Annotated in this window: 20 protein-coding genes; 10 read left to right on the forward strand and 10 right to left on the reverse strand. The window is 55.1% G+C overall.

Annotated elements, in window-relative coordinates; all coding sequences use genetic code 11:
* Positions 1–124: 124 nt before the first annotated feature.
* The gene (locus ACQG19_RS14655) at positions 125–1,498 is read left to right on the forward strand and encodes an MFS transporter (RefSeq protein WP_246932670.1); all 1,374 of its coding nucleotides are present in this window, start codon (positions 125–127) and stop codon (positions 1,496–1,498) included.
* Positions 1,499–1,542: 44 nt separating this feature from the next.
* On the opposite strand, the gene htpX is transcribed toward ACQG19_RS14655, so the two are convergent.
* From htpX to ACQG19_RS14675, 4 genes are all read right to left on the reverse strand, one after another.
* Positions 1,543–2,430, reverse strand: coding sequence for a protease HtpX (gene htpX / locus ACQG19_RS14660; protein WP_426725928.1), 888 nt, complete (start codon positions 2,428–2,430; stop codon positions 1,543–1,545).
* Positions 2,431–2,622: 192 nt separating this feature from the next.
* Entirely contained in the window at positions 2,623–4,671 is a 2,049-nt protein-coding gene (gene prc / locus ACQG19_RS14665; protein WP_013096119.1) for a carboxy terminal-processing peptidase, read from the reverse strand.
* 19 nt (positions 4,672–4,690) lie between these two features.
* Positions 4,691–5,377 carry an RNA chaperone ProQ gene (proQ, locus tag ACQG19_RS14670; RefSeq protein ID WP_020690828.1) on the reverse strand — a complete coding sequence of 229 codons (687 nt, stop codon included), beginning with the start codon at positions 5,375–5,377 and terminating at the stop codon, positions 4,691–4,693.
* A gap of 96 nt (positions 5,378–5,473) precedes the next feature.
* The gene (locus ACQG19_RS14675; RefSeq protein ID WP_013096117.1) at positions 5,474–5,971 is read right to left on the reverse strand and encodes a GAF domain-containing protein; all 498 of its coding nucleotides are present in this window, start codon (positions 5,969–5,971) and stop codon (positions 5,474–5,476) included.
* A 132-nt stretch (positions 5,972–6,103) separates the two neighbouring features.
* Between ACQG19_RS14675 and yebS the strand changes: the two genes are divergently transcribed.
* From yebS to ACQG19_RS14695, 4 genes are all read left to right on the forward strand, one after another.
* Entirely contained in the window at positions 6,104–7,387 is a 1,284-nt protein-coding gene (yebS, locus tag ACQG19_RS14680) for a membrane integrity lipid transport subunit YebS (protein WP_038984489.1), read from the forward strand.
* Positions 7,356–9,989: a PqiB family protein gene (locus ACQG19_RS14685; RefSeq protein ID WP_246932674.1), complete on the forward strand. Its 2,634-nt coding sequence runs from the start codon at positions 7,356–7,358 to the stop codon at positions 9,987–9,989. Before yebS ends, ACQG19_RS14685 begins: the two co-directional genes overlap by 32 nt.
* A 76-nt stretch (positions 9,990–10,065) precedes the next feature.
* Positions 10,066–11,508, forward strand: coding sequence for a 16S rRNA (cytosine(1407)-C(5))-methyltransferase RsmF (rsmF, locus tag ACQG19_RS14690; protein ID WP_246932676.1), 1,443 nt, complete (start codon positions 10,066–10,068; stop codon positions 11,506–11,508).
* Between the two features lie 105 nt (positions 11,509–11,613).
* Positions 11,614–11,853, forward strand: coding sequence for a YebV family protein (locus ACQG19_RS14695; protein ID WP_047352450.1), 240 nt, complete (start codon positions 11,614–11,616; stop codon positions 11,851–11,853).
* Positions 11,854–11,886: 33 nt separating this feature from the next.
* Here the strand turns inward: ACQG19_RS14695 and pphA are convergent, their stop codons facing one another.
* Positions 11,887–12,531: a protein-serine/threonine phosphatase gene (pphA, locus tag ACQG19_RS14700; RefSeq protein WP_047352449.1), complete on the reverse strand. Its 645-nt coding sequence runs from the start codon at positions 12,529–12,531 to the stop codon at positions 11,887–11,889.
* 166 nt (positions 12,532–12,697) lie between these two features.
* Between pphA and ACQG19_RS14705 the strand changes: the two genes are divergently transcribed.
* Positions 12,698–13,639 carry a VirK/YbjX family protein gene (locus ACQG19_RS14705; RefSeq protein ID WP_047352448.1) on the forward strand — a complete coding sequence of 314 codons (942 nt, stop codon included), beginning with the start codon at positions 12,698–12,700 and terminating at the stop codon, positions 13,637–13,639.
* 407 nt (positions 13,640–14,046) lie between these two features.
* On the opposite strand, the gene ACQG19_RS14710 is transcribed toward ACQG19_RS14705, so the two are convergent.
* The 3 genes from ACQG19_RS14710 to yobA are packed head-to-tail and all read right to left on the reverse strand — an operon-like array spanning position 14,047 to position 15,644.
* Positions 14,047–14,385, reverse strand: coding sequence for a YebY family protein (locus ACQG19_RS14710; RefSeq protein ID WP_013096105.1), 339 nt, complete (start codon positions 14,383–14,385; stop codon positions 14,047–14,049).
* Positions 14,386–14,401: 16 nt separating this feature from the next.
* Positions 14,402–15,271, reverse strand: coding sequence for a copper homeostasis membrane protein CopD (gene copD, locus ACQG19_RS14715; RefSeq protein WP_246932678.1), 870 nt, complete (start codon positions 15,269–15,271; stop codon positions 14,402–14,404).
* 1 nt (position 15,272) lies between these two features.
* Positions 15,273–15,644 carry a CopC domain-containing protein YobA gene (gene yobA, locus ACQG19_RS14720; protein ID WP_020690820.1) on the reverse strand — a complete coding sequence of 124 codons (372 nt, stop codon included), beginning with the start codon at positions 15,642–15,644 and terminating at the stop codon, positions 15,273–15,275.
* Between the two features lie 137 nt (positions 15,645–15,781).
* On the opposite strand from yobA, the gene ACQG19_RS14725 reads away from it, so the two are divergent.
* The 3 genes from ACQG19_RS14725 (at position 15,782) to exoX (ending at position 17,458) form a co-directional block, all read left to right on the forward strand.
* Positions 15,782–16,012 carry a DNA polymerase III subunit theta gene (locus ACQG19_RS14725; RefSeq protein WP_013096102.1) on the forward strand — a complete coding sequence of 77 codons (231 nt, stop codon included), beginning with the start codon at positions 15,782–15,784 and terminating at the stop codon, positions 16,010–16,012.
* 109 nt (positions 16,013–16,121) lie between these two features.
* Positions 16,122–16,772 carry a carbon-nitrogen hydrolase family protein gene (locus ACQG19_RS14730; RefSeq protein WP_013096101.1) on the forward strand — a complete coding sequence of 217 codons (651 nt, stop codon included), beginning with the start codon at positions 16,122–16,124 and terminating at the stop codon, positions 16,770–16,772.
* 23 nt (positions 16,773–16,795) lie between these two features.
* On the forward strand, positions 16,796–17,458 hold the full coding sequence (gene exoX, locus ACQG19_RS14735; RefSeq protein ID WP_013096100.1) for an exodeoxyribonuclease X: 663 nt from the start codon (positions 16,796–16,798) through the stop codon (positions 17,456–17,458).
* Here the strand turns inward: exoX and ptrB are convergent.
* Positions 17,455–19,515 carry an oligopeptidase B gene (gene ptrB / locus ACQG19_RS14740; protein ID WP_020690816.1) on the reverse strand — a complete coding sequence of 687 codons (2,061 nt, stop codon included), beginning with the start codon at positions 19,513–19,515 and terminating at the stop codon, positions 17,455–17,457. The two genes, exoX and ptrB, sit on opposite strands and share 4 nt — an antisense overlap.
* An 85-nt stretch (positions 19,516–19,600) precedes the next feature.
* Entirely contained in the window at positions 19,601–20,248 is a 648-nt protein-coding gene (locus ACQG19_RS14745) for a tellurite resistance TerB family protein (protein ID WP_020690815.1), read from the reverse strand.
* Positions 20,249–20,418: 170 nt separating this feature from the next.
* On the opposite strand from ACQG19_RS14745, the gene purT reads away from it, so the two are divergent.
* Positions 20,419–21,597 carry a formate-dependent phosphoribosylglycinamide formyltransferase gene (gene purT, locus ACQG19_RS14750; protein ID WP_044158213.1) on the forward strand — a complete coding sequence of 393 codons (1,179 nt, stop codon included), beginning with the start codon at positions 20,419–20,421 and terminating at the stop codon, positions 21,595–21,597.
* Positions 21,598–21,622 lie beyond the last annotated feature (25 nt).

The following is a 21,622-nucleotide window of genomic DNA, read 5'->3' on the forward strand; positions in this document are numbered from 1 at the left end:
TTCCCGTCATGCCTGCTGCAATCAATCCGCGTTTACTTCGTTACAAATCTGCGACATAAAGCGGTTGTAACAGTGCTAAAATAGTTACCCTGAGAATAATTTCACACTGAGCTATTCATCCCACATGGAAAAAAAACTGTCCGATGGCCTGCCTTTACGCCAGCGGTATGGCGCTATCGCTACGATTATCATCGGTATTTCAATGGCCGTACTCGACGGCGCGATTGCCAATGTTGCCCTGCCCACCATTGCCAGCGATCTGCATGCCTCACCCGCCAGCTCAATCTGGATTGTTAACGCTTATCAGATAGCGATCGTGATTTCACTGCTCTCGTTCTCGTTTCTGGGCGATATGTTTGGCTACCGGCGGGTATATCAGTGCGGTCTGGCTGTGTTTACCTTAACCTCCCTGTTCTGCGCCCTCTCTGATTCGCTGCATATGCTGACGCTGGCCCGCATTGCGCAGGGTTTTGGCGGCGCGGCGTTGATGAGCGTGAATACCGCGTTGATTCGCTTAATTTATCCTCAGCGCCATTTGGGGCGCGGAATGGGAATAAACTCCTTTATTGTGGCGGTATCCTCGGCCGCCGGGCCCACCATTGCGGCGGCTATACTGTCTGTCGCCTCATGGCAATGGTTGTTCGCCATCAATGTGCCGCTGGGTATGGTGGCCATTTTCTTTGCCCTGCGCTATCTGCCGGGGAACGGCCCCAAAAGCACCATGCCTCGTTTTGATATCGCCAGTGCGGTGATGAATGCGCTGACCTTTGGCCTGTTGATTACGGCCCTGAGCGGCTTTGCGCAGGGTCAATCACTCCTGCTGACCGTCGCAGAGGTTGCTGCTCTGCTGATCATTGGCTACTTCTTTGTTCGCCGCCAGCTCGCTTTGCCTGTGCCGTTACTGCCGGTGGATCTGCTGCGTATTCCACTTTTTTCGCTCTCAATATGCACCTCCATCTGTTCGTTCTGCGCCCAGATGCTCGCCCTCGTCTCTCTGCCCTTTTTCCTGCAGAGCGTAATAGGACGTTCGGAAGTAGAGACCGGACTGCTGCTGACCCCATGGCCGCTGGCAACGATGGTGATGGCACCGCTGGCAGGTTATCTCATAGAGCGCGTGCATGCCGGATTACTGGGCGCGCTGGGGCTGGCAGTCATGGCGGCGGGTCTGTTTGCGCTGGCGCTGCTTCCCTCGCAACCTACGGACCTGGATATTATCTGGCGCATGATCCTCTGCGGTGCCGGTTTTGGCCTGTTCCAGTCGCCGAACAACCACACCATTATCACCTCCGCACCGCGCCACCGCAGTGGAGGAGCCAGTGGCATGTTGGGTACCGCGCGCCTGCTGGGGCAAAGCACCGGTGCGGCCTTGGTCGCCCTGATGTTCAACCTCGCCGGGCAGAATGGTAATCACCTTGCGCTCCTCACCGCAGGCGCACTTGCCACCCTTGCCGCGATCGTCAGCGGCCTGCGCGTCACGCAGCCCAGCGTACAGGCGTAAAAAAAGCCGGGCGGAGTTACCTCCGCCCGGGGGAGACTGTATCTTCAGCGTTTCTTCAGGTATTCCCCGCTGCGCAGCGCTTCAATACGTTTATCCAGTGGCGGGTGAGACATAAACAGCTCGCTCAACGATTTTGATTTTCCGTTGATGCAGAATGCCATCATGCTGTTAGCTTCCTGCGGCTCGTAGCTGGTTTTCAGACGCTGCAGGGCAGCAATCATCTTCTCACGACCAACCAGTTTCGCAGAGCCGGCATCCGCATGGAATTCACGGTGACGGGAGAACCACATGATGATGATGCTGGCCAGAATGCCGAACACCAGTTCCAGAACCATTGATACCGCGAAGTAGATCAGCGGGTTACCGTTGCTCTCTTCACCTTCATCGCGGTTTCCACCCATAAAGCCAGCGGCGATCTGCGCCAGAATACGGGAAATAAAGATCACAAAGGTGTTCACCACGCCCTGAATCAGCGTCATGGTTACCATGTCACCGTTCGCAATATGGCTGATTTCGTGCGCGATAACCGCTTCGGCTTCGTCACGGCTCATGTTCTGCAGCAGCCCGGTACTTACGGCAACCAGCGACGCATCGCGACGGGCACCCGTAGCAAAGGCATTGATGTCCGGCGCATGGTAAATGGCAACCTGCGGCATGGCGATCCCCGCCTGCTTAGCTTGCTGCGCCACCGTATTCATCAGCCACTGCTCCATATCGTTGCGCGGCTGTTCAATGACCTCACCACCTACCGATTTCAGCGCCATCCACTTCGACATCAGAAGTGAAATAAAAGAGCCACCAAAACCAAACAGCAGCGCCATAATCAACAGACCCTGAACGCTACTCGACTGAATTCCTGTCAGGCTTAGCACCAGCCCGAATACCACCATTACCGCCAGGTTGGTGAGCAGGAAGAGCGCGATTCGCATCATAATTTTCTTTTAACCTCAGTTTAACAAAACGCACTATGCGATTACCCACATCGTATGGGTATTGTGGCTATTTTCAAGCATACGAAGGGCGTAAGTCACCAGAAAGACACAACTTTACACAATTGGAAATCTGCCTGACGGAAGGATGCAGAACAAAAAGAAACAGGCACAATTTCTTGTGCCTGTTGGGGATTATTTTGCCGGAGCGGGTTGCTCGGCGGGCCTGGCTTTTTCGAGTTTCGCCAGGTCAAGAGCGATATGTACCGTCTCGTCCAGGTACGGATCCGGCTCCTGGTAATCTTTTGGCAGATCGTCCAGTTTCTTGAGCAACGGTTTACCTTCACGTTTGAAGCGATCGTTGATACGCGCCAGACGCGTTGCGTCATCCTCATTGTTCTCTTTCTCACGCTGAGCGTAGTTCAGAGAAACAATATTCCGTTTTTCTTTCAGGGCATTAAAGCGGGCAATGTCCTTCATGATGTACTGGAATTCAGGATCTTTCGCGATGCGTTCGTTGTGGTCTTTCAGTAGCTCCGGACCAAACTGGGTCATATCACCGGCTTTCACGTAAGTCGCGGCATTGATGCTATCCCACGGCAACGCGTTATCTTCAAACTTCTCACCGGTTTCCGTCTCTTCCGTGCCTGTCGGCATCATGATGTCTGGCGTCACGCCCTTACGCTGCGTACTGCCGCCGTTCACACGATAGAATTTCTGAATGGTGTACTGAACAGACCCCAGCGCAGGCCATTCCGGACGCAGCATCTGATCATAAATACGATTCAGAGAACGATACTGCTGGACGGTACCTTTACCGAACGTCGGCTCACCCACGATCAGCGCGCGGCCATAGTCCTGCATTGCAGCGGCAAAGATTTCTGACGCTGACGCACTGAAGCGATCGACCAGCACCACCAGCGGGCCTTTGTAGTAAACCACGCCATCATTGTCGGCATCTTCACGCACTTTACCGTTGTTATCGCGCACCTGCACGACCGGACCAGACGGGATAAACAGGCCAGACAGAGAAACGGCTTCTGTCAGTGCACCACCGCCGTTGCTGCGCAGATCGATGATCACGCTGCTGACGTTCTGCTTCTCAAGCTTCTGCAGCTGCACTTTTACGTCATCGGTCAGCCCTACGTAGAAGCCAGGGATATCAAGTACACCCACCTTCTCTTTACCGACGGTTTTCACCGACATTTTCACCGCGCGGTCTTCAAGACGAATACGCTCACGGGTCAGGGTAACGATACGGGTTTTGGTGCCTTTCCCGGCAGGCAGAATTTCAAGACGAACTTTGCTGCCTTTCGGACCTTTGATCAGCGCAACCACATCGTCCAGACGCCAGCCGATGACATCAACCATGTTCTGCCCGGTTTGGCCTACACCGACAATGCGATCGCCTACGCTTATCGCTTTGCTTTTTGATGCCGGGCCACCCGCAACCATGGAGTTGATCACCGTGTAATCGTCGTCCATCTGCAGCACCGCGCCGATACCTTCCAGAGACAGGCTCATTTCGGTATTGAACTGTTCGGTGTTACGCGGGGAGAGATAGTTCGTATGCGGGTCGATTTCGTGGGCAAAGGCAGTCATTGCCAGCGAGAAAACATCTTCGCTGTTGGTTTGTGCCAGACGACGAATGGCAAACTTGTAACGGCGCGTCAGCGTGTCACGGATCTCTTTCTCATCTTTGCCAGTGAGCTTGAGACTCAGTTCGTCGTACTTCACTTTGCTGTCCCACAGGGCGTTCAGCTCGGCTTCGTCTTTCGGCCAGGGCGCTTTACTGCGGTCCAGATTAAAGGTGTCATTGCCGGTGAAGTCCATCGGACGTTCCAGCACTTTCAGCGCATATTGATAACGTTCAAAGCGGCGCTTTTGTGCCAGGTTATACAGATCGTAGAACAGATCCAGCTTGCCGGAACGCAGCTCATCACCGACGTCGGATTTACGTTTGGCGAACTGCTCGACATCGCTGGCGAGCAGTACGTTATGGCTGTAATCCAGCAAGTTCAGATAGCGGTCGAAGATTTTGGCCGAAAAGGCCTGATCGAGATCGAACTGACGATAGTGCGAACGGGTGAAGCGTGACGTCACACGCTCGCTCACCGTCGCGTGCTGCGTCTCTTCCTTGAGAACCGGAATTTGATCAACACGCGTAATATCGTCCACTGCGAAAGCATGGCCTGTTATGGCAAACAGGCCCGCCAGCGCGGTGAGCTTAAAAAAAGTGTTCATGCCAGGCTTGGCCTCCGTTTCAGAACAACAAGTGTTCTGCGCGTACAATCATTGACATACCAGAAGTCAGCTGTACACGAACGCCATCTTTGGTGATTTCCATAACGGTGGCGTCCATTGCATTGTTACCCGCTTTTACCTTCAGTGCCTGACCGACGCTCAGGGCGTTGATGTCTGAAACCGGAGTGTGGCGCTGCTCTTCACGAGGCGCGCGCGGGGCTTTAGCTGCTGGTTTGTCAGCACGCGGTTTGCGATCGTTATTTTCGGTGCGACGCGGTGCAGGACGCGGTTTACGCTCACGGCGAGGCGCTTCTTCCTGGCCGTTTGCCGCAGCGGCTTCACGTTTTTTCGCCTGCTGTTCTGCACGTTGTGCCTGAACGCGTGCTTTGGCTTCTTCAAGCTGCTTACGTGCATGCTCGACGTGCTGCTCGTCCAGCTCACCACATGGGTTGCCGTCAAGATCCACGCGAGTCGCGCCCGGTTTGATACCGTACAGGTAACGCCAGCTCGAAGTATAAAGACGTAAGGCGGAACGCAGCTGAGTTTTGCTGAGGTTCATTTCCCCCTCAACGCGTGCTACCAGATCCTGAAAAATACCGACTTTCAGGGGACGAGCTTCGCCTTCAGCGCTGAAGCACTGTGGGAAACGCTCGGCCAGAAATGCGATAACTTCTTTACTGCTATTCAACTTAGGTTGATTTTCCATGAAATTTCCTGATTACAACGGACGTTGCCAACAAGCGCAGGCATGAACAGGCGTCATTATAATGACGCTATCAGTAAATGCTACGTTATCCGTTGATTATCCTGCGACGCTCGCAAAGAATTTTTGATAATCGGTTGCTGCAAGAACGTTTTCCAGATTCGCCACCAGCTCGCGCAGCCCCTGTTCGTCCTCGATTGTAAAGCGACTGAAGACCGTACTGTCGATGTCCAGAACGCCAATAATCTGATTTTTTACCACCAGCGGCAGCACGATTTCAGAATTACTGGCGGCATCACAGGCAATGTGCCCGTCAAACGCATGCACATCTTCCACACGCTGTACCTGATTCTCGGCGACTGCCGTGCCGCAGACACCCCGGCCGACCGGAATGCGTACACAGGCCAGTTTGCCCTGGAACGGCCCCAGCACCAGCGTTTCACCTTCCAGAAGATAAAAACCGGCCCAGTTCACGTCAGAGAGACGTTCAAACAGCAATGCGCTAGTATTTGCCAGAGTGGCTAAGAAGCTGGTCTCACCCGCCATCAATGCCTTAAAATCGCGGTTCAGGTCCGCGTAGAATTCTGTTTTGTTCATTCTTCAATCACTTAGTTGTCTTACAAAATTACCGCATAGCCTATTAAAATAAGCATTAAATGCGCTCATGCTCAAGATGAATCCATTCATGAGTTATTATAACTTTCAACAATACCTATTTGTGCGCAACTGATGGCCTTAAAAACAACCAAAATCACGCCGACAAAAAAGATAACTGTCCATACGGTAAGCGCAGCTTTGCCTCGTGCACATTATCAGCGTTGCCCCCAGTGCGATACGCTTTTTATGTTGCCGAAGATGAAATCGCACCAAAGCGCCTTTTGTCCCCGCTGCGACGCCAAAATTCGTGATGGCCGGGACTGGTCATTAACCCGTCTCGCCGCCATGGCGGTTACCATGCTGCTGTTGATGCCCTTTGCCTGGAGCGAGCCGCTGCTGAAGCTCTACCTGCTCGGCGTGCGCATTGATGCCAACGTGCTGCAGGGGATCTGGCAGATGACGCGCCAGGGCGATCCGGTGACTGCAGCCATGGTGCTTTTCTGCACCGTTGGTGCACCGCTGGTGCTGGTCGCCGCCATTGCGTATCTCTGGTTCGGTAATATTCTCGGCATGAACCTGCGTCCGGTGTTGCTGATGCTCGATAAGCTCAAAGAGTGGGTGATGCTGGATATCTATCTGGTGGGCGTTGGCGTGGCCTCCATAAAAGTGCAGGACTACGCGTTTCTGCAACCGGGCGTCGGCCTCTTTGCTTTTATCTGTCTGGTATTGCTCAGTATCCTGACGCTGATCCATCTCAACGTTGAGCAGCTCTGGGAGCGATTTTACCCGCAGCGCCCCGCCACGCGCCCGGACGAGAATCTCCGGGTCTGTCTGGGCTGCCACTACACCGGGCTGCCCGATGCGCGCGGCCGCTGCCCACGCTGCCATATTCCCTTGCGACTGCGGCGCAACAATAGCCTGCAAAAATGCTGGGCCGCCCTCATTGCCTCGTTGATATTCCTGCTTCCTGCCAACATGTTGCCGATATCGATTATTTACGTGAATGGCGGGCGGCAGGAGGATACCATCCTCTCGGGCATTATCTCCCTTGCGCACAGTAATATTGGCGTGGCGGCAATTGTGTTTATCGCCAGTATTCTGGTGCCGTTTACCAAAGTGGTAGTGATGTTTACCCTGCTCATCAGTATTCACTTTAAATGTGAGCAAGGCTTACGTACCCGTATCCTGCTCCTGCGCTTCGTTACCTGGATTGGCCGCTGGTCGATGTTGGATCTGTTCGTGATTTCGTTGATGATGTCGCTGATTAACCGCGACCAGCTACTTGCTTTTACAATGGGACCCGCAGCTTTTTATTTCGGCTCTGCGGTGATATTGACTATTCTTGCTGTGGAATGGCTGGATAGCCGCTTACTTTGGGATGCACATGAGTCAGGAAACCCCCGCTTCGCCGACTGAAGCGAGAATTAAAACAAAACGCCGCATTTCGCCATTCTGGTTGCTGCCTGTCATCGCCCTGATGATTGCAGGCTGGCTTATCTGGACGAGCTATGAAGATCGCGGAAGTACCATCACCATTGATTTCCAGTCTGCCGACGGCATTGTGGCCGGACGTACCCCGGTGCGTTTCCAGGGGGTGGAAGTCGGTACCGTCCAGGATATCTCCCTTGGAAAAGGGCTGAATAAGATTCAGGTGCGGGCCAGCATCAAATCCGATATGCAGGACGCGCTGCGCAGCGAAACACAGTTCTGGCTGGTCACGCCAAAGGCCTCTCTGGCCGGGGTGTCCGGTCTTGATGCGCTGGTTGGCGGGAACTATATCGGCATGATGCCGGGTAAAGGTGAGCCACAGGATCACTTTGTGGCGCTTGATACGCAGCCCAAATATCGTCTCAATAACGGGGATCTGATGATCCACCTTCAGGCGCCGGACTTAGGGTCACTCAACAGCGGCTCGCTGGTGTACTTCCGTAAAATCCCGGTGGGCCGGGTGTACGATTACGCCATCAACCCCAACAAGCATGGGGTGACTATCGATGTGTTAATCGAGCGTCGCTTTACCAATCTGGTGAAAAAAGGCAGCCGTTTCTGGAACGTTTCCGGCGTGGATGCTGACCTAAGCCTCAGCGGTGCGAAAGTGAAGCTTGAAAGTCTGGCCGCGCTGGTCAATGGTGCCATTGCCTTTGACTCCCCGGAAAATTCCAGCCCTGCCGCCGCAGATGACACGTTCGGCCTGTATGCCGACCTGGCGCACAGCCAGCGTGGCGTGATCGTCAAACTTGCCCTGCCCGATGCCAAAGGGTTAAAAGCCGGTTCTACGCCGCTGATGTATCAGGGGCTGGAGGTCGGTCAGCTCACCAAAATGACGCTCAATCCGGGCGGTTCCGTAACCGGGGAGATGACGGTTGACCCAAGCGTGGTAGATCTTCTGCGCGAGAAAACGCGTATCGAAATGCGCAGCCCGAAACTGTCCCTGAGTGATGCCAGCATCAGCAGCCTCCTGACAGGCAGTACCTTCGAGTTGATCCCCGGCGAAGGCCAGCCCAGCAACACCTTTGTGGTTGCCCCGGCGGATAAAGCCCTGCTGCAAAAACCCGGCGTGGTGACAATAACGCTGAACGCGCCGGAAAGTTACGGTATCGAAGCCGGTCAGCCGCTGATCTTACACGGTGTACAGGTAGGCCAGGTGCTGGAGCGGTCGTTGTCGGAAAACGGTGTGAGCTTCTCCGCCGCAATCGATCCGCAATACAGCAACCTGGTGCATGGCGACAGCAAATTCGTGGTTAACAGCCGCGTAGACGTGAAGGTCGGGCTGGACGGCGTTGAATTCCTCGGAGCCAGTGCGAGCGAGTGGGTGAACGGTGGGATCCGCATCCTGCCGGGCAGCAAAGGTCCCGTTCGCGACAGCTATCCGCTGTATGCCAATCTGGATAAAGCGATTGAAAACAGCATGAGCGATCTGCCGACCACCACGCTGACGTTAAGTGCGGAAACGCTGCCGGACGTTCAGGCAGGCTCGGTCGTGCTGTATCGCAAGTTTGAAGTTGGGGAAGTCATCACCGTTCGCCCTCGTGCAGACGCCTTTGATATTGAACTGCACATCAAGCCGGAGTATCGCAAACTGCTTACCCCAAACAGCGTCTTCTGGGCAGAAGGTGGCGCAAAAGTTCAGCTTAACGGTAGCGGGCTGACCGTGCAGGCCTCCCCGCTCTCGCGCGCGCTGCGCGGGGCGATCAGCTTCGATAACCTGCCCGGCGCGGGCGGCAATATGCGCAAGGGTGACAAGCGTATTCTCTTCCCGTCTGAAACCGCTGCACGTGCGGTTGGCGGGCAGATTACCCTGCACGCCTTCGATGCCGGAAAGCTGGCGGAAGGAATGCCTATCCGCTACCTGGGCATTGATATCGGACAGATCCAGAAGCTGACGCTGATCACCGCCCGCAATGAAGTGCAGGCCACCGCGGTGCTTTATCCGGAATATGTGCAGACGTTCGCCCGTTCAGGCACGCGTTTCTCCGTGGTGACGCCGCAGATCTCGGCCGCGGGCGTTGAACATCTCGACACCATTCTGCAGCCGTATATCAACGTCGAGCCTGGCCGTGGCAACGCGCGTCGTGATTTTGAACTGCAGGAAGCCACCATCACCGACTCGCGCTATCTTGATGGTCTGAGCATTGTGGTGGAGGTACCGGAAGCCGGCTCGCTTAGCATCGGCACGCCAGTTCTGTTCCGCGGTATTGAAGTGGGAACGGTGACCGGCCTGACGCTCGGGACGCTCTCCGACCGCGTGATGGTGGCGTTACGCATCAGCGATCGTTACCAGCATCTGGTACGGAATAATTCGGTGTTCTGGCTGGCCTCTGGCTATTCGCTGGACTTCGGCCTGACGGGCGGCGTGGTGAAAACCGGTACGTTCAACCAGTTTATTCGCGGCGGTATTGCTTTCGCCACGCCGCCGGGTACACCGCTGGCGCCGAAAGCACAGCCGGGCAAACACTTCCTGCTGCTCGAAAGCGAACCTAAAGAGTGGCGTGAGTGGGGAACCGCCCTGCCGCGTTAATCTCAGGGCTCCGGTGTCAACGCACCGGAGCCTTTATGTTACACTGCGCACCTGAACTTTTCCCTGTGGTGTGCCCGTGGCTCAAAACTCCGTATATTTTCCTGAACAATTCCTGGCGCAGATGCGCGAGGCGCTTCCTTCTCACCTCTCGTTAGACGATTTTATCGCCGCCTGTCAGCGACCGTTACGCCGGAGTATTCGCGTCAACACGCTGAAAATCAGCGTCGCAGATTTCCTTGCGCTGGTATCACCTTACCACTGGCAGCTCACGCCCGTTCCGTGGTGTGAAGAGGGTTTCTGGATCGAACGGGAGGACGAGGCGTCACTGCCGCTGGGCAGTACCGCCGAGCATTTGAGCGGTCTGTTTTATATTCAGGAAGCCAGCTCAATGCTGCCGGTTGCTGCGCTGTTTGCCGATGGCAACGCGCCTGAACGGGTCATGGATGTGGCTGCCGCACCCGGTTCAAAAACCACGCAGATTGCCGCCCGCATGGCTAACCGCGGGGCCATTCTCGCCAATGAGTTTTCAGCCAGCCGCGTGAAGGTGCTGCATGCCAACATCAGCCGCTGCGGCATTCAGAATGTTGCCCTGACGCATTTCGACGGACGCGTGTTTGGCGCCGCCCTGCCGGAAGCGTTTGACGCCATCCTGCTGGACGCCCCCTGCTCCGGTGAAGGCGTGGTACGCAAAGATCCCGATGCGCTAAAAAACTGGTCAGTTGAAAGCAACCTCGACATTGCCTCAACGCAGCGCGAACTGATCGACAGCGCGTTTCATGCCCTTCGTCCAGGCGGTACGCTGGTTTATTCCACCTGCACGTTAAACCGTGATGAAAACGAAGAGGTCTGCCTGTGGCTGAAAGCGCAATACCCCGATGCGGTTGAGTTTCTGCCACTGAATGACTTATTTGCCTCTGCTGAAGACGCCATAACCCCGGAAGGTTTCCTCCACGTATTCCCGCAGATTTATGACTGCGAAGGTTTTTTTGTCGCCCGTCTGCGTAAAACTGCCGCCATCGCACCACTGCCCGCGCCAACATTTAAGATCGGTAATTTCCCCTTCACACCGCTGAAGAGCCGTGAAGCAGAGCAGGTCACCACCGCAGCCCGCAAAGCCGGACTGATCTGGAATGACGATCTTCACCTCTGGCAGCGCGATAAAGAGATTTGGCTTTTCCCGGCGAACATCGAACCGCTTATCGGCAAAGTTCGTTTTTCCCGAATCGGGATCCGCCTGGCGGAAGTGCATAACAAGGGTTATCGCTGGCAGCACGAGGCGGTCATTGCCCTAGCCGGCACGGCTAACACCTTCGCGTTGACGCATCAGGAAGCTGAAGAGTGGTACCGGGGGCGCGATGTGTATCCGGAAACGGCCCCTTCTCAGGATGACGTCGTGGTGACGTACCAGGGATACCCGCTGGGACTGGCAAAGAAAGTGGGTTCGCGTCTGAAAAACAGCTATCCACGCGAACTGGTGCGCGATGGTCGCTTGTTTACCGGTAACGATCGCGCCGACTAAAAAAAGCGCACTTTTTTACTGGCGATTTTGCTCTCCTTGTCTACGATCAAAAATGGATGGCTGTACTGGTCATACCAGATTTCGACAACACACCCGGAGAGCATTATGACGAAAACCAGCGTGCGAATTGGCGCTTTTGAAATCGACGACGCAGAATTGCGCGGCGAAACCCAGGGCGAACGAACGTTAAGTATTCCCTGCAAATCCGACCCGGATTTGTGTATGCAACTGGATGCCTGGGATGCCGACACCAGCGTTCCGGCAATCCTTGATGGCGAACATTCCGTCCTTTACCGCGAGCATTACGATAGTCAAACCGATGCCTGGGTCATGCGTCTTGCCTGACCAGAGAGAACCCGCCCGAAGGCGGGTTATTTATTACTGCAGCTGCGCCAGCGTGAAATAGCCGTCAAACACCGCGCCGGTATCAATGTAGTGCAGGTTGTCAAAATCATATCGCTTATCCAGCGGCGTATGACCAAACCAGAAGTGATCCGCCCCGCGAATTCCCTGCCCTTTTCCTGCCATAAACCCCATTAGCCGATCCCGATCCCACAGCACCCGCTCAGCGCTCACCGACTGCTGCCAGCGATATTCCGCTGCCGGATAGTCAGCATGAGCAATGACATTCAGGCCGTTTGTGCAGGTTATCTCAATAATCAGCGGCAACTGTCGGCACGCTTCTAACAGGGTCAGCGCCTGCTGCTGTTGCGAATCATCAAGCTGCGAGAACCAGCTTCCACCATTCATCAACCAGAGCGCAACGTCGTTATTTTCCACGCTGTCGATTGCCATTTGCTCATGGTTCCCCCGGACTGCGCGAAACCATTTTTCATTGATCAGTTGCAGGCACTTAACGCTGTCAGGGCCACGATCAATCAAATCCCCAACGGAGATCAGCAAATCCTCATAAGGATTAAAACGGCGGCGTTTCAGTTCGTCCAACAGCCACTGATAGCAACCGTGTATATCGCTCACAACCCAGACGTGACGCCACTTTCCACCATCGATTCGCTGATACATAAGGCCTCCCTGAATAAGTATAGCTGCATCAGAAAATGCAAATATCAGCGCCGGGCATCACAAAGCCAAACAAACGCTAAACCAAACGGAAATAAACCTTCCCGCGCTATTAATCCCTTTTTATCGGGCCTTTAAAATAAGCGCTAAATAAAAGAGAGGTTTCAACGTGTCCAATACTCACCTGCATAACGATGTGCTCTATCCGCATCGTACACATATTATTTCCGACCTGGTCAACGGAAGATGCGTTCCGGGCCCCATCTGGAAAAAGCGTGAGTATCGGCTGAAATTCCTGTTACGCACGCTTCTGTTCTGGTCCTCTACCCGACGCATGCTTGAGGCACTCTCTGGCCGGGATGACTTTGATCGGTTACTGGCCGCGCAAATCACGTTACCCAGTAAAACCCACCGCCAGTACTTGATGCGCAGCCTGAATGCCGGCGACCGTGCTGACGCGATCGTCAGCCACTACCACTGGATTGATGGTCTGAAAGATCCCTTACTCGCCCATGCGCTGACCAGCCCTCAGGAGCAACCTGTCGTGCAGTTCAGGGCTAAAAATGAGGTGCTCTATACCGTCAACGCCTCCTCCGCTCACAAAGCCGAGCGCGAAGGTGAAAGCACACTGTGGCTGCGCGATGACGAGAATACCTTGCTCGCAAGCCTGACCTTCACTGTTGCGCACAGCGCGGGACAACGGGTACTGGTGATCGGCGGTCTTCAGGGGCCTCGCCGTGGCGTCACGCGCGATGTGATAAAACAGGCTACCCGCGCCTGCCACGGTCTGTTCCCAAAACGCGTACTGATGGAAGTGATTTTCCAGCTGGTCGCACAGTCAAACATCCGCGCCATCTATGCCGTCAGTGATGAGGGCCATGTTTTCCGCGCGTTGCGTTATCGCCTGAGCAAAGGCCGTCATTTCCACGCCAGCTACGATGAGTTTTGGGAAACCCTGGACGGTAAGAAACGCTCGACCTTCTGCTGGCAGTTGCCACTTGAGATGGCGCGCAAATCCCTGGACGAGATTGCCAGTAAGAAACGGGCAGAATATCGCCGCCGCTTTGAGCTGCTTGATGAAATTAAAACGGCCATTAACGCCCGCTTTTAACCCTGCGTCTTGCTTTTGCCAACCACATACAAAAATTTAACAAAACCGTCAAAAAGGGCTGGACTTCCGCCTGCCGTAGTGTGGTATGGTTGAAGGCGGTTCACTGGAACTGTCCCTTCTGAGAGAGTCGATAAGTGGATTTTGTCGTTACTTTCAATCAGATAAAAAGAGACCGAATACGATTCCTGTATTCGGTCCAGGGAAATGGCTCTTGGGAGAGAGCCGTGCGCTAAAAGTTGGCATTAATGCAGGCTAAGTCGCCTTGCCTTTTAAGAATAGATGACGACGCCAGGTTTTCCAGTCCACAGCTAAAGCGGCCGGAAAAAAAGCGTCAAAACATCAATAAATATGAAAAACCGCAGTGCTTTCGCAAGCCACTGCGGTTTTTTTTTACTGGAAACCGAAAGCTAGCAGAGCTTGTCAGCGCGTTCGATAAACGGCGCCAGGCTCATTTTCTGCCCCGGGCTGGACGGGTCGTCAATCTGGATAACGCTGATGGGCTGTCCGCTGCTCTTACCGCTGGCGACCTGCTGTTCGGCCGCGTCGTTTAACGGGTATTGCACCAGCGTGCTTGGGTTGATGGCATACAGCGCATGACCCGGACGGCAGGTCAGCATCACCTCTTCACGATTGAACGCCCATTTATCCTTACCCACTTCAAAACGGCTGACGGTAATAACCTGCGGTGCCGCCAGCGCGCTACCCGTGCAGGCCAACAATAAGAGAGAAAGTACTGTCTTTTTCATATGCTTTTTAACCTTGTCAAAAGGGTTCCCAGGTCGCGAACAGGCTGACCGTTGCCAGCACCAACGCCCCCAGCACCACCTCTGCCTGTGTCATCCTGATAAAAATCTGTTGTTCGCGCCCGATGTGGGCACCAAACCGTGGCACCAGAAAATACCGATTCACCAGCGCAATTACCACCATCAATGCCACCAGCGCACATTTGAACAACAAAATTTGCACGTAGCCCGTCTGCCAGGGCAGCGTAATGCCCAGAATAAAGAGCCCATTGATCGCGCCGGTAAGCACGACCCCCGCTACGGCATAATGCCCCACGCGAGAGAAGCGCATCATGGTGTAAATTGCCGCAACCCGCCAGCGCCCTTTCGCCAGATGCATGCAATACAGCAGCGGCAGGAGGCCGCCAACCCAGGTGGCGGCACAGAGCAGATGCAGAGCGTGATTGATACGCTGCAACGCCCCCGCTGCACCGTCGTTCATTGCCGCATGCCCTACGCCTGCCAGCAGGACAAATTGCCCCATGGCGAGCAGCAAGAGTCGCGATCCTTTCTGAGGCGCAAGCCAGGCGACACAGGCCGCAATTACGCCCAGGATAATTTGCCACAGCCACACGCTACCAAACTGCGTTACCAGCACGCTCTGCCAGACGTTCGGGTTAAACACGTCTCCCCAGCCGTTGCCCATGAGCCCCGCCTGGATCATGAACATCAGGAGCGCCGACAACAGACTGACCAGCGCCGCAATCTGCTGCTGCACCTGAAAACGACAGGACATCAGACGGTACAAAGAAGACGGCGCGAACCAGACGCTATACAGCGCATTACCAAAAATCAGCATCAGCGCGCCGAAATGGATAAAGCGCAACCCCACGTAGATGAAGGCCAGCATATTATTTCACGCTGAAGCGATAGCTGCCTTTGGTTTTGTGACCATCTACCGAGACCACATGCCAGTCAACCTGGTACGTGCCGGTCACCAGCGTCTGCTCAAGCGGAACATGGAACTGGGCCTTATTCTGCTCGTCACGCTGTATATCACCGGTTTTAACCACGTTCCCCTGTGCATCCTTCACCACGACACCGCTGAATCCGGGTTCAATGCCTTCGGAAAAATTCAGGGTAAGCGCCTGAGGAGCTGCTACCTGGCTATCGGCTGCCGGGATTTGCTGCTGGAGGTGCGCATGCGCCAGCACCGGGGTCGCTGTAACGGAAGAGAAGAGAAAAGCCAGCGCGCATACCGCGCGGGAAGCGGATAAACCCATCGCAATCATTCCTTTTTGTTATGCCTGTATGCTAAAGAATAACGCTGTATAATAATCGAGTCGAGGATCATCCCACCTCCGCTTGTCATCATCGTGCAATCGCGGTAACGTTGCCGCCGCATAAAAAGGAGAAGGTAATGAAGATCAATCTGGCTGCCCTTCCTCAGGACGAGATGGATAAAGTGAATGTCGATCTCGCTGCCGCAGGTGTCGCGTTTAAAGAGCGTTACAACATGCCAATCGTGGCTGAGGTGGTGGAACGTGAGCAACCCGCCCATCTGCGTGACTGGTTCCGCGAACGTTTGATTGCGCACCGACTCGCGTCGGTCAATCTCTCTCGTTTGCCGTACGAACCTAAAGTTAAATAAGCTTAACGACTCGTTACACTTCCTTACGCGGAATATGCCAGGATAAGAAAACCCTGATTAGTTTAGGTGTATTCTTAAATCCTGCGACTCTGTGTATAAGGAAGTCACGATGTCACAATGGAATATTGCCGCCGCCCAGTATGCCGGGCAGCATCACAGTGTAAATGACCACGTAGCGCACCATCTCCGTTTCGTTGCGAAAGCGGCACAACAGCGGTGCGATCTCCTGGTCTTTCCTGAACTCTCGTTAACAGGACCGGGAAAGACGGACCTACCTCCCCCACCCGATGACGCACAGCTCGCCCCTTTGCTTGCCGCCGCAAAGCGTTACCGGATCACCATCATTGCCGGTCTGCCCCTTGATCTGAATGGTCAGCGCGTTAAGGGCCTCGCCCTGTTTTCGCCGTCCCGGCACAGCATCCTGCGCTACCCCCAGGGAAGTGGAGCCAGCCTGGTGCCGGGTGATAAACAGCTGACGATTGTTGATACGCATGCCGATTCCCCCAATCTGGATCCGCAGGCGACGCTATTCACCAGCTGTCAGTCGGTGGGCGATACCCGCTGGCGCCAGTCCATCAACACGTTGCAGCGCTTCGCGCACAGGTATGCCATTGCCGTGTTAATGGCGAACGCCCGTGGCGGTAGCGCGCTGTGGGATGAAAAAGGCCAGCTGATTGTCCGTGCGGATAAGGGCGAACTATTATTGACCGGATCTCTGGGCCGACAGGGTTGGCAAGGCGATATCATTCCTTTAGGCTAAGCGTTTTAGCTCAGGAGCGTTCAATGCTGCGCGTCATCGATACCGAAACTTGCGATCTTCAGGGCGGAATAGTGGAAGTGGCGTCTGTTGACGTCATTGACGGTAAAATCGTCAATCCCATGAGCCATCTGGTGCGTCCCGACCGCCCGATTAGCCCGCAGGCGATGGCCATTCATCGCATTACTGAATCGATGGTGGCGGATAAACCCTGGATTGAAGAGGTCATTCCGCACTATTACGGTAGCCCGTGGTATGTCGCGCACAACGCCAGCTTTGACCGCCGGGTACTGCCCGAGATGCCCGGCGAATGGATTTGCACCATGAAGCTGGCGCGTCGTCTGTGGCCGGGGATCAAATACAGCAATATGGCGCTGTATAAATCGCGTAAGCTCAGCGTCAGAACGCCCGAGGGGCTGCATCATCACCGCGCCCTGTACGACTGCTATATTACCGCGGCGCTACTCATAGATATTATGAATACCTCTGGCTGGACGCCGGATGATATGGCGACGATCACCGGGCGACCGGCGCTGCTGACCACCTTCACCTTTGGCAAATACCGCGGCAAAGCGGTGTCCGATATCGCCGATAAAGATCCGGGCTACCTGCGCTGGCTGTATAACAACCTCGACAAAATGAGCCCGGAGCTTCGCTTAACGCTCAAGCACTATCTGGGTGAAGCTTAACTTCCGGCACGGCCTGGCAGCGTTTCCTGTGCCAGGCCAATCAAAAAGGCATACTCCAGCGCGACCCCTTCATACGATTTGAATCGTCCCGATTTCCCGCCGTGTCCGGAGTCCATGTCGGTACAGAGTAGCAGCAGGTTATTATCGGTTTTCAGCTCCCGCAGCTTCGCCACCCATTTTGCGGGCTCCCAGTATTGCACCTGTGAATCGTGCAGACCGGTGGTCACCAGCATGTGCGGATAGGCTTTGGCTTCCACGTTATCGTACGGGCTGTACTCTTTCATGTAGCGGTAATAGATCTCGTCCTGAGGATTCCCCCACTCTTCAAACTCACCGGTCGTCAGCGGAATAGACTCATCCAGCATCGTGGTCACCACGTCGACAAACGGAACCTGCGCGATGACCCCTTTGAAGCGGTCAGGACGCTGGTTAATGGCAGCCCCCATCAGCAGCCCTCCCGCACTGCCGCCCATGCCAAAGCAGAGCTGCGGATCGCCATAACCCTGTTCTATTAGCGCATCGCAGACGTCGAGGTAGTCGTTAAAGGTGTTTTTCTTCTTCAGGAATTTCCCGTCTTCGTACCAGTGCTGGCCCAGCTCGCCACCACCGCGCACGTGGGCGATGGCGAAAACAAAGCCACGATCGAGCAGGCTTAATCTGCTGCTGCTGAAATCTGCATCCATGCTTGAGCCGTAGGATCCATACCCGTAGACCAGGATCGGGTTTTTCCCTTTCTGGAAATGCGCCTTGTGATAGACGAGCGAGACGGGCACCTCAACGCCATCCCGGGCGGTGACCCACAGGTGTTCGCTTCGGTAGTTATCGGAATCAAACCCTTTTACCTCAGACTGCTTAAGCACCTGACGTTGGCCGGTCTCCATGTCCAGCTCAAACAGCGTATCCGGCGTGGTCATTGACGAGTAGCCATAGCGCAAGCGGGACGATTCCGGCTCGGGATTAAACCCAATCCACGTAACATAGGCCGGATCGTCAAACGCAATCCCGATGACCTCCCGCGTTTTGCGGTTAATTTGCCGCAGGCTGGTCAGCCCCCGCTGGCGCTCTTCCACCACCAGCCAGTCGGTAAAGAGGGTAAATCCTTCCAGCATCACCTGTTCCCGCGCAGGAATGAGCACTTCCCATTTCCGTTCATCGCGTACTTTGGTTTTATAGAGGCCAAAGTTTTTGCCCTCACGGTTAGAGCGCAGGTAAAAGCTGTGCTGGAAGTGATCCAGGCTGTACTCATGATCTTTACGACGCGGCAGGAAGCAGAGCGGCTGCGCATCAGGCAGCTCGGCATCAAGGAGCAGAACTTCAGAGGTGGTTGCGCTGGCGAGGAAGATAATCACATAGTGGCGTGACGACGTTTTATGCAGACTGACATAGAACGTTTCATCTTTCTCTTCGTAGACCAGCTCGTCATCATCCGCACTGGTGCCGACGGTATGACGCCATACCTGATAAGGCAGCAGCGTGGAGGCATGTTTCTTCACGTAATAGACGGTTTCAGAATCATTCGCCCAGACAAAATCCGGCGAAACGTTCGCAATCATCTCCGGGTACCAGTTACCGGTTTCCAGATTGCGAAAACGCAGGCCGTACTGACGCCGGGAGAGGTAATCTTCCGCCAGCGCCATAATGGCGTTATCGGGCGAGACCGACATGCCGCCCAGCGTATAAAACTCGCTGTGGGCAGCACGCTGGTTGGCATCCAGCAAAATATCCCATTCATCCCACTCGGCGCTTAACACCGACTGACGCTGGTAGATGGGATATTCGTTACCGGGCTCGTAGATATGGCGATAACGATAGCCGTTTTTGGTCCAGGGTGCGGAGACATCGCGCTGGGGAATACGCTGCACCATTTCATTCAGCAACTGATCCTGAAGCGCCTGCTGGCTGGCCATGACCTTGCGGCCATAGTCATTTTCCGCGTGCAAATAGTCGAGCACCTCTGGCCGGGAACGCGAATCGTCCCGGAGCCAGTAATAGTTGTCAATGCGCGTATCGCCATGCGTGGTGATCGCATAAGGAGTACGTCGGGCTTTTGGTGGCATGTCATGTTTCTTTTGAGTTTTACACCCTATAAGGTTGGCAAAACACGCGCATGATGCAAGCGAAACATGACCGCGACGGTGACAGTTAACCCGCTAACGCCTGTTTTTGCTCCCTGATATCCTTCTCAATGCCGTCGCGCACGTCCTGAGGGATCTTCAACGCGTCGCCGAGGGCATTGAGGTAGCTGCGCTCCATAAAGTGGTCAATATCAATGGCGGCACAGCTTAAGAAATAGAGTTCAAGCGCCTCCTCCTCATTCTTTACGCTTTGCGCAAGGCGCTGCGGATCCAGCGGCTGTTCGATGGCCTGAGCCACCAGCGTTCTGCCCTGCTCTTCCACACCGGCCTCCCGCAGCTGCTGCTCAATCGCCGACCGTTCTTTATCGTCGATATGCCCGTCACTTTTCGCGGCAAAAACCAGGGCAAGGATCAACCGTTCAGTGCGCAGATCCAACGGTGACGTGTGCTGACCATAATCGGGTTCATCGCTATGTGCGGTTCGTACTCTGTCCTTGTATTTATTCCACAGTACAGTCCCCGCAATGGCTCCGCCACCGGCCAGTAACGCGCCGGTGCCATATTTTGCCAGCAACTTGCGCGAGGATTTATTCGCCACCAGCAGGCCTGCCAGCCCGCCGAGCGCCCCGGGGACCAGTTTGCTCAGCCCCTGCTCGCCGGATGGCGACGTTTTCTGCCCTAACAGTGATTGCAATTGATTTAACCAGCCAGACATGGTTTCCCTCACTTAACGGTGTACATGTTCCACAGCGTAAGCGAGCAGGCGTCAGGAAATGTCTGGCGGGGCTAAAGAAGCGCAAATTTCTTCCCCGCGCACGGGCCCCGATCAAGACACACGCAAACGTTTTCGTTTATACTGCGCGCAACTTTTTCAGGGGGATTGTTATGACTCGTTTAGGAACCGCGCTGCGACCTGCGGCGACGCGTGTAATGCTGTTGGGATCGGGTGAACTGGGCAAAGAGGTCGCCATTGAGTGTCAGCGTTTAGGCGTGGAAGTCATTGCCGTAGACCGGTACGCCGATGCACCCGCCATGCACGTTGCCCACCGTTCTTATGTGATTAACATGCTGGATGGCGATGCCCTGCGCGAGCTGATTACGCGTGAGAAACCGGATTTTGTCGTACCGGAAATCGAAGCCATCGCCACCGATACGCTGCTTGCCCTTGAACAGGAAGGCCAGCGCGTGGTGCCCTGTGCAAAGGCCGCGAAGCTGACCATGAATCGCGAAGGCATTCGTCGCCTGGCGGCGGAAGAGCTGGGATTACCCACCTCTGGCTATCGTTTTGCCGGCGATAAAGCTGCTTTCCTGCAGGCCGTTGAGGAGATTGGCTATCCGTGCATCATTAAGCCGGTGATGAGTTCCTCCGGTAAAGGGCAGAGCTTCATCCGCGACAGCAGCACGCTGGACAAGGCATGGGATTATGCCCAACAGGGCGGTCGCGCCGGAGCCGGTCGCGTGATTGTTGAAGGCGTGGTGAAGTTTGATTTCGAAATTACCCTCCTGACCGTCAGTGCCGTTGATGGTGTCCATTTCTGCGATCCGATTGGACACCGTCAGGAGGATGGCGATTACCGTGAATCCTGGCAGCCGCAGCAGATGAGTGCCCTGGCGCTGGCGCGCGCGCAGGAGATCGCCCGTAAAACGGTGCTGGCGCTGGGCGGTTACGGCCTGTTCGGTGTGGAACTGTTTGTCTGCGGTGATGAGGTGATATTCAGCGAAGTGTCCCCTCGCCCGCACGATACCGGGATGGTGACCCTGATTTCCCAGGATCTCTCCGAGTTCGCCCTGCACGTGCGCGCGTTCCTCGGCCTGCCGGTTGGCGGTATTCGCCAGTATGGTCCGACCGCCTCGGCGGTGATCCTCCCGCAACTGACCAGCCAGAACATCACCTTTGACAACGTTGAAGGCGCGGTTGGGGCAGGTCTGCAGGTTCGCCTGTTCGGGAAACCGGAGATCGACGGTACGCGTCGACTGGGCGTGGCATTAGCCACTGGCGATAGCGTGGATGATGCCGTGGCAAGGGCGAAAGCTGCCGCTGCCGCGGTTAGCGTTAACGGATAAAAAAAACGGGCCTGATGGCCCGTTT

Origin of the sequence: Enterobacter cloacae complex sp. 277I4 (assembly GCF_050031465.1) — a bacterium.
Taxonomy (GTDB): domain Bacteria; phylum Pseudomonadota; class Gammaproteobacteria; order Enterobacterales; family Enterobacteriaceae; genus Enterobacter; species Enterobacter cloacae.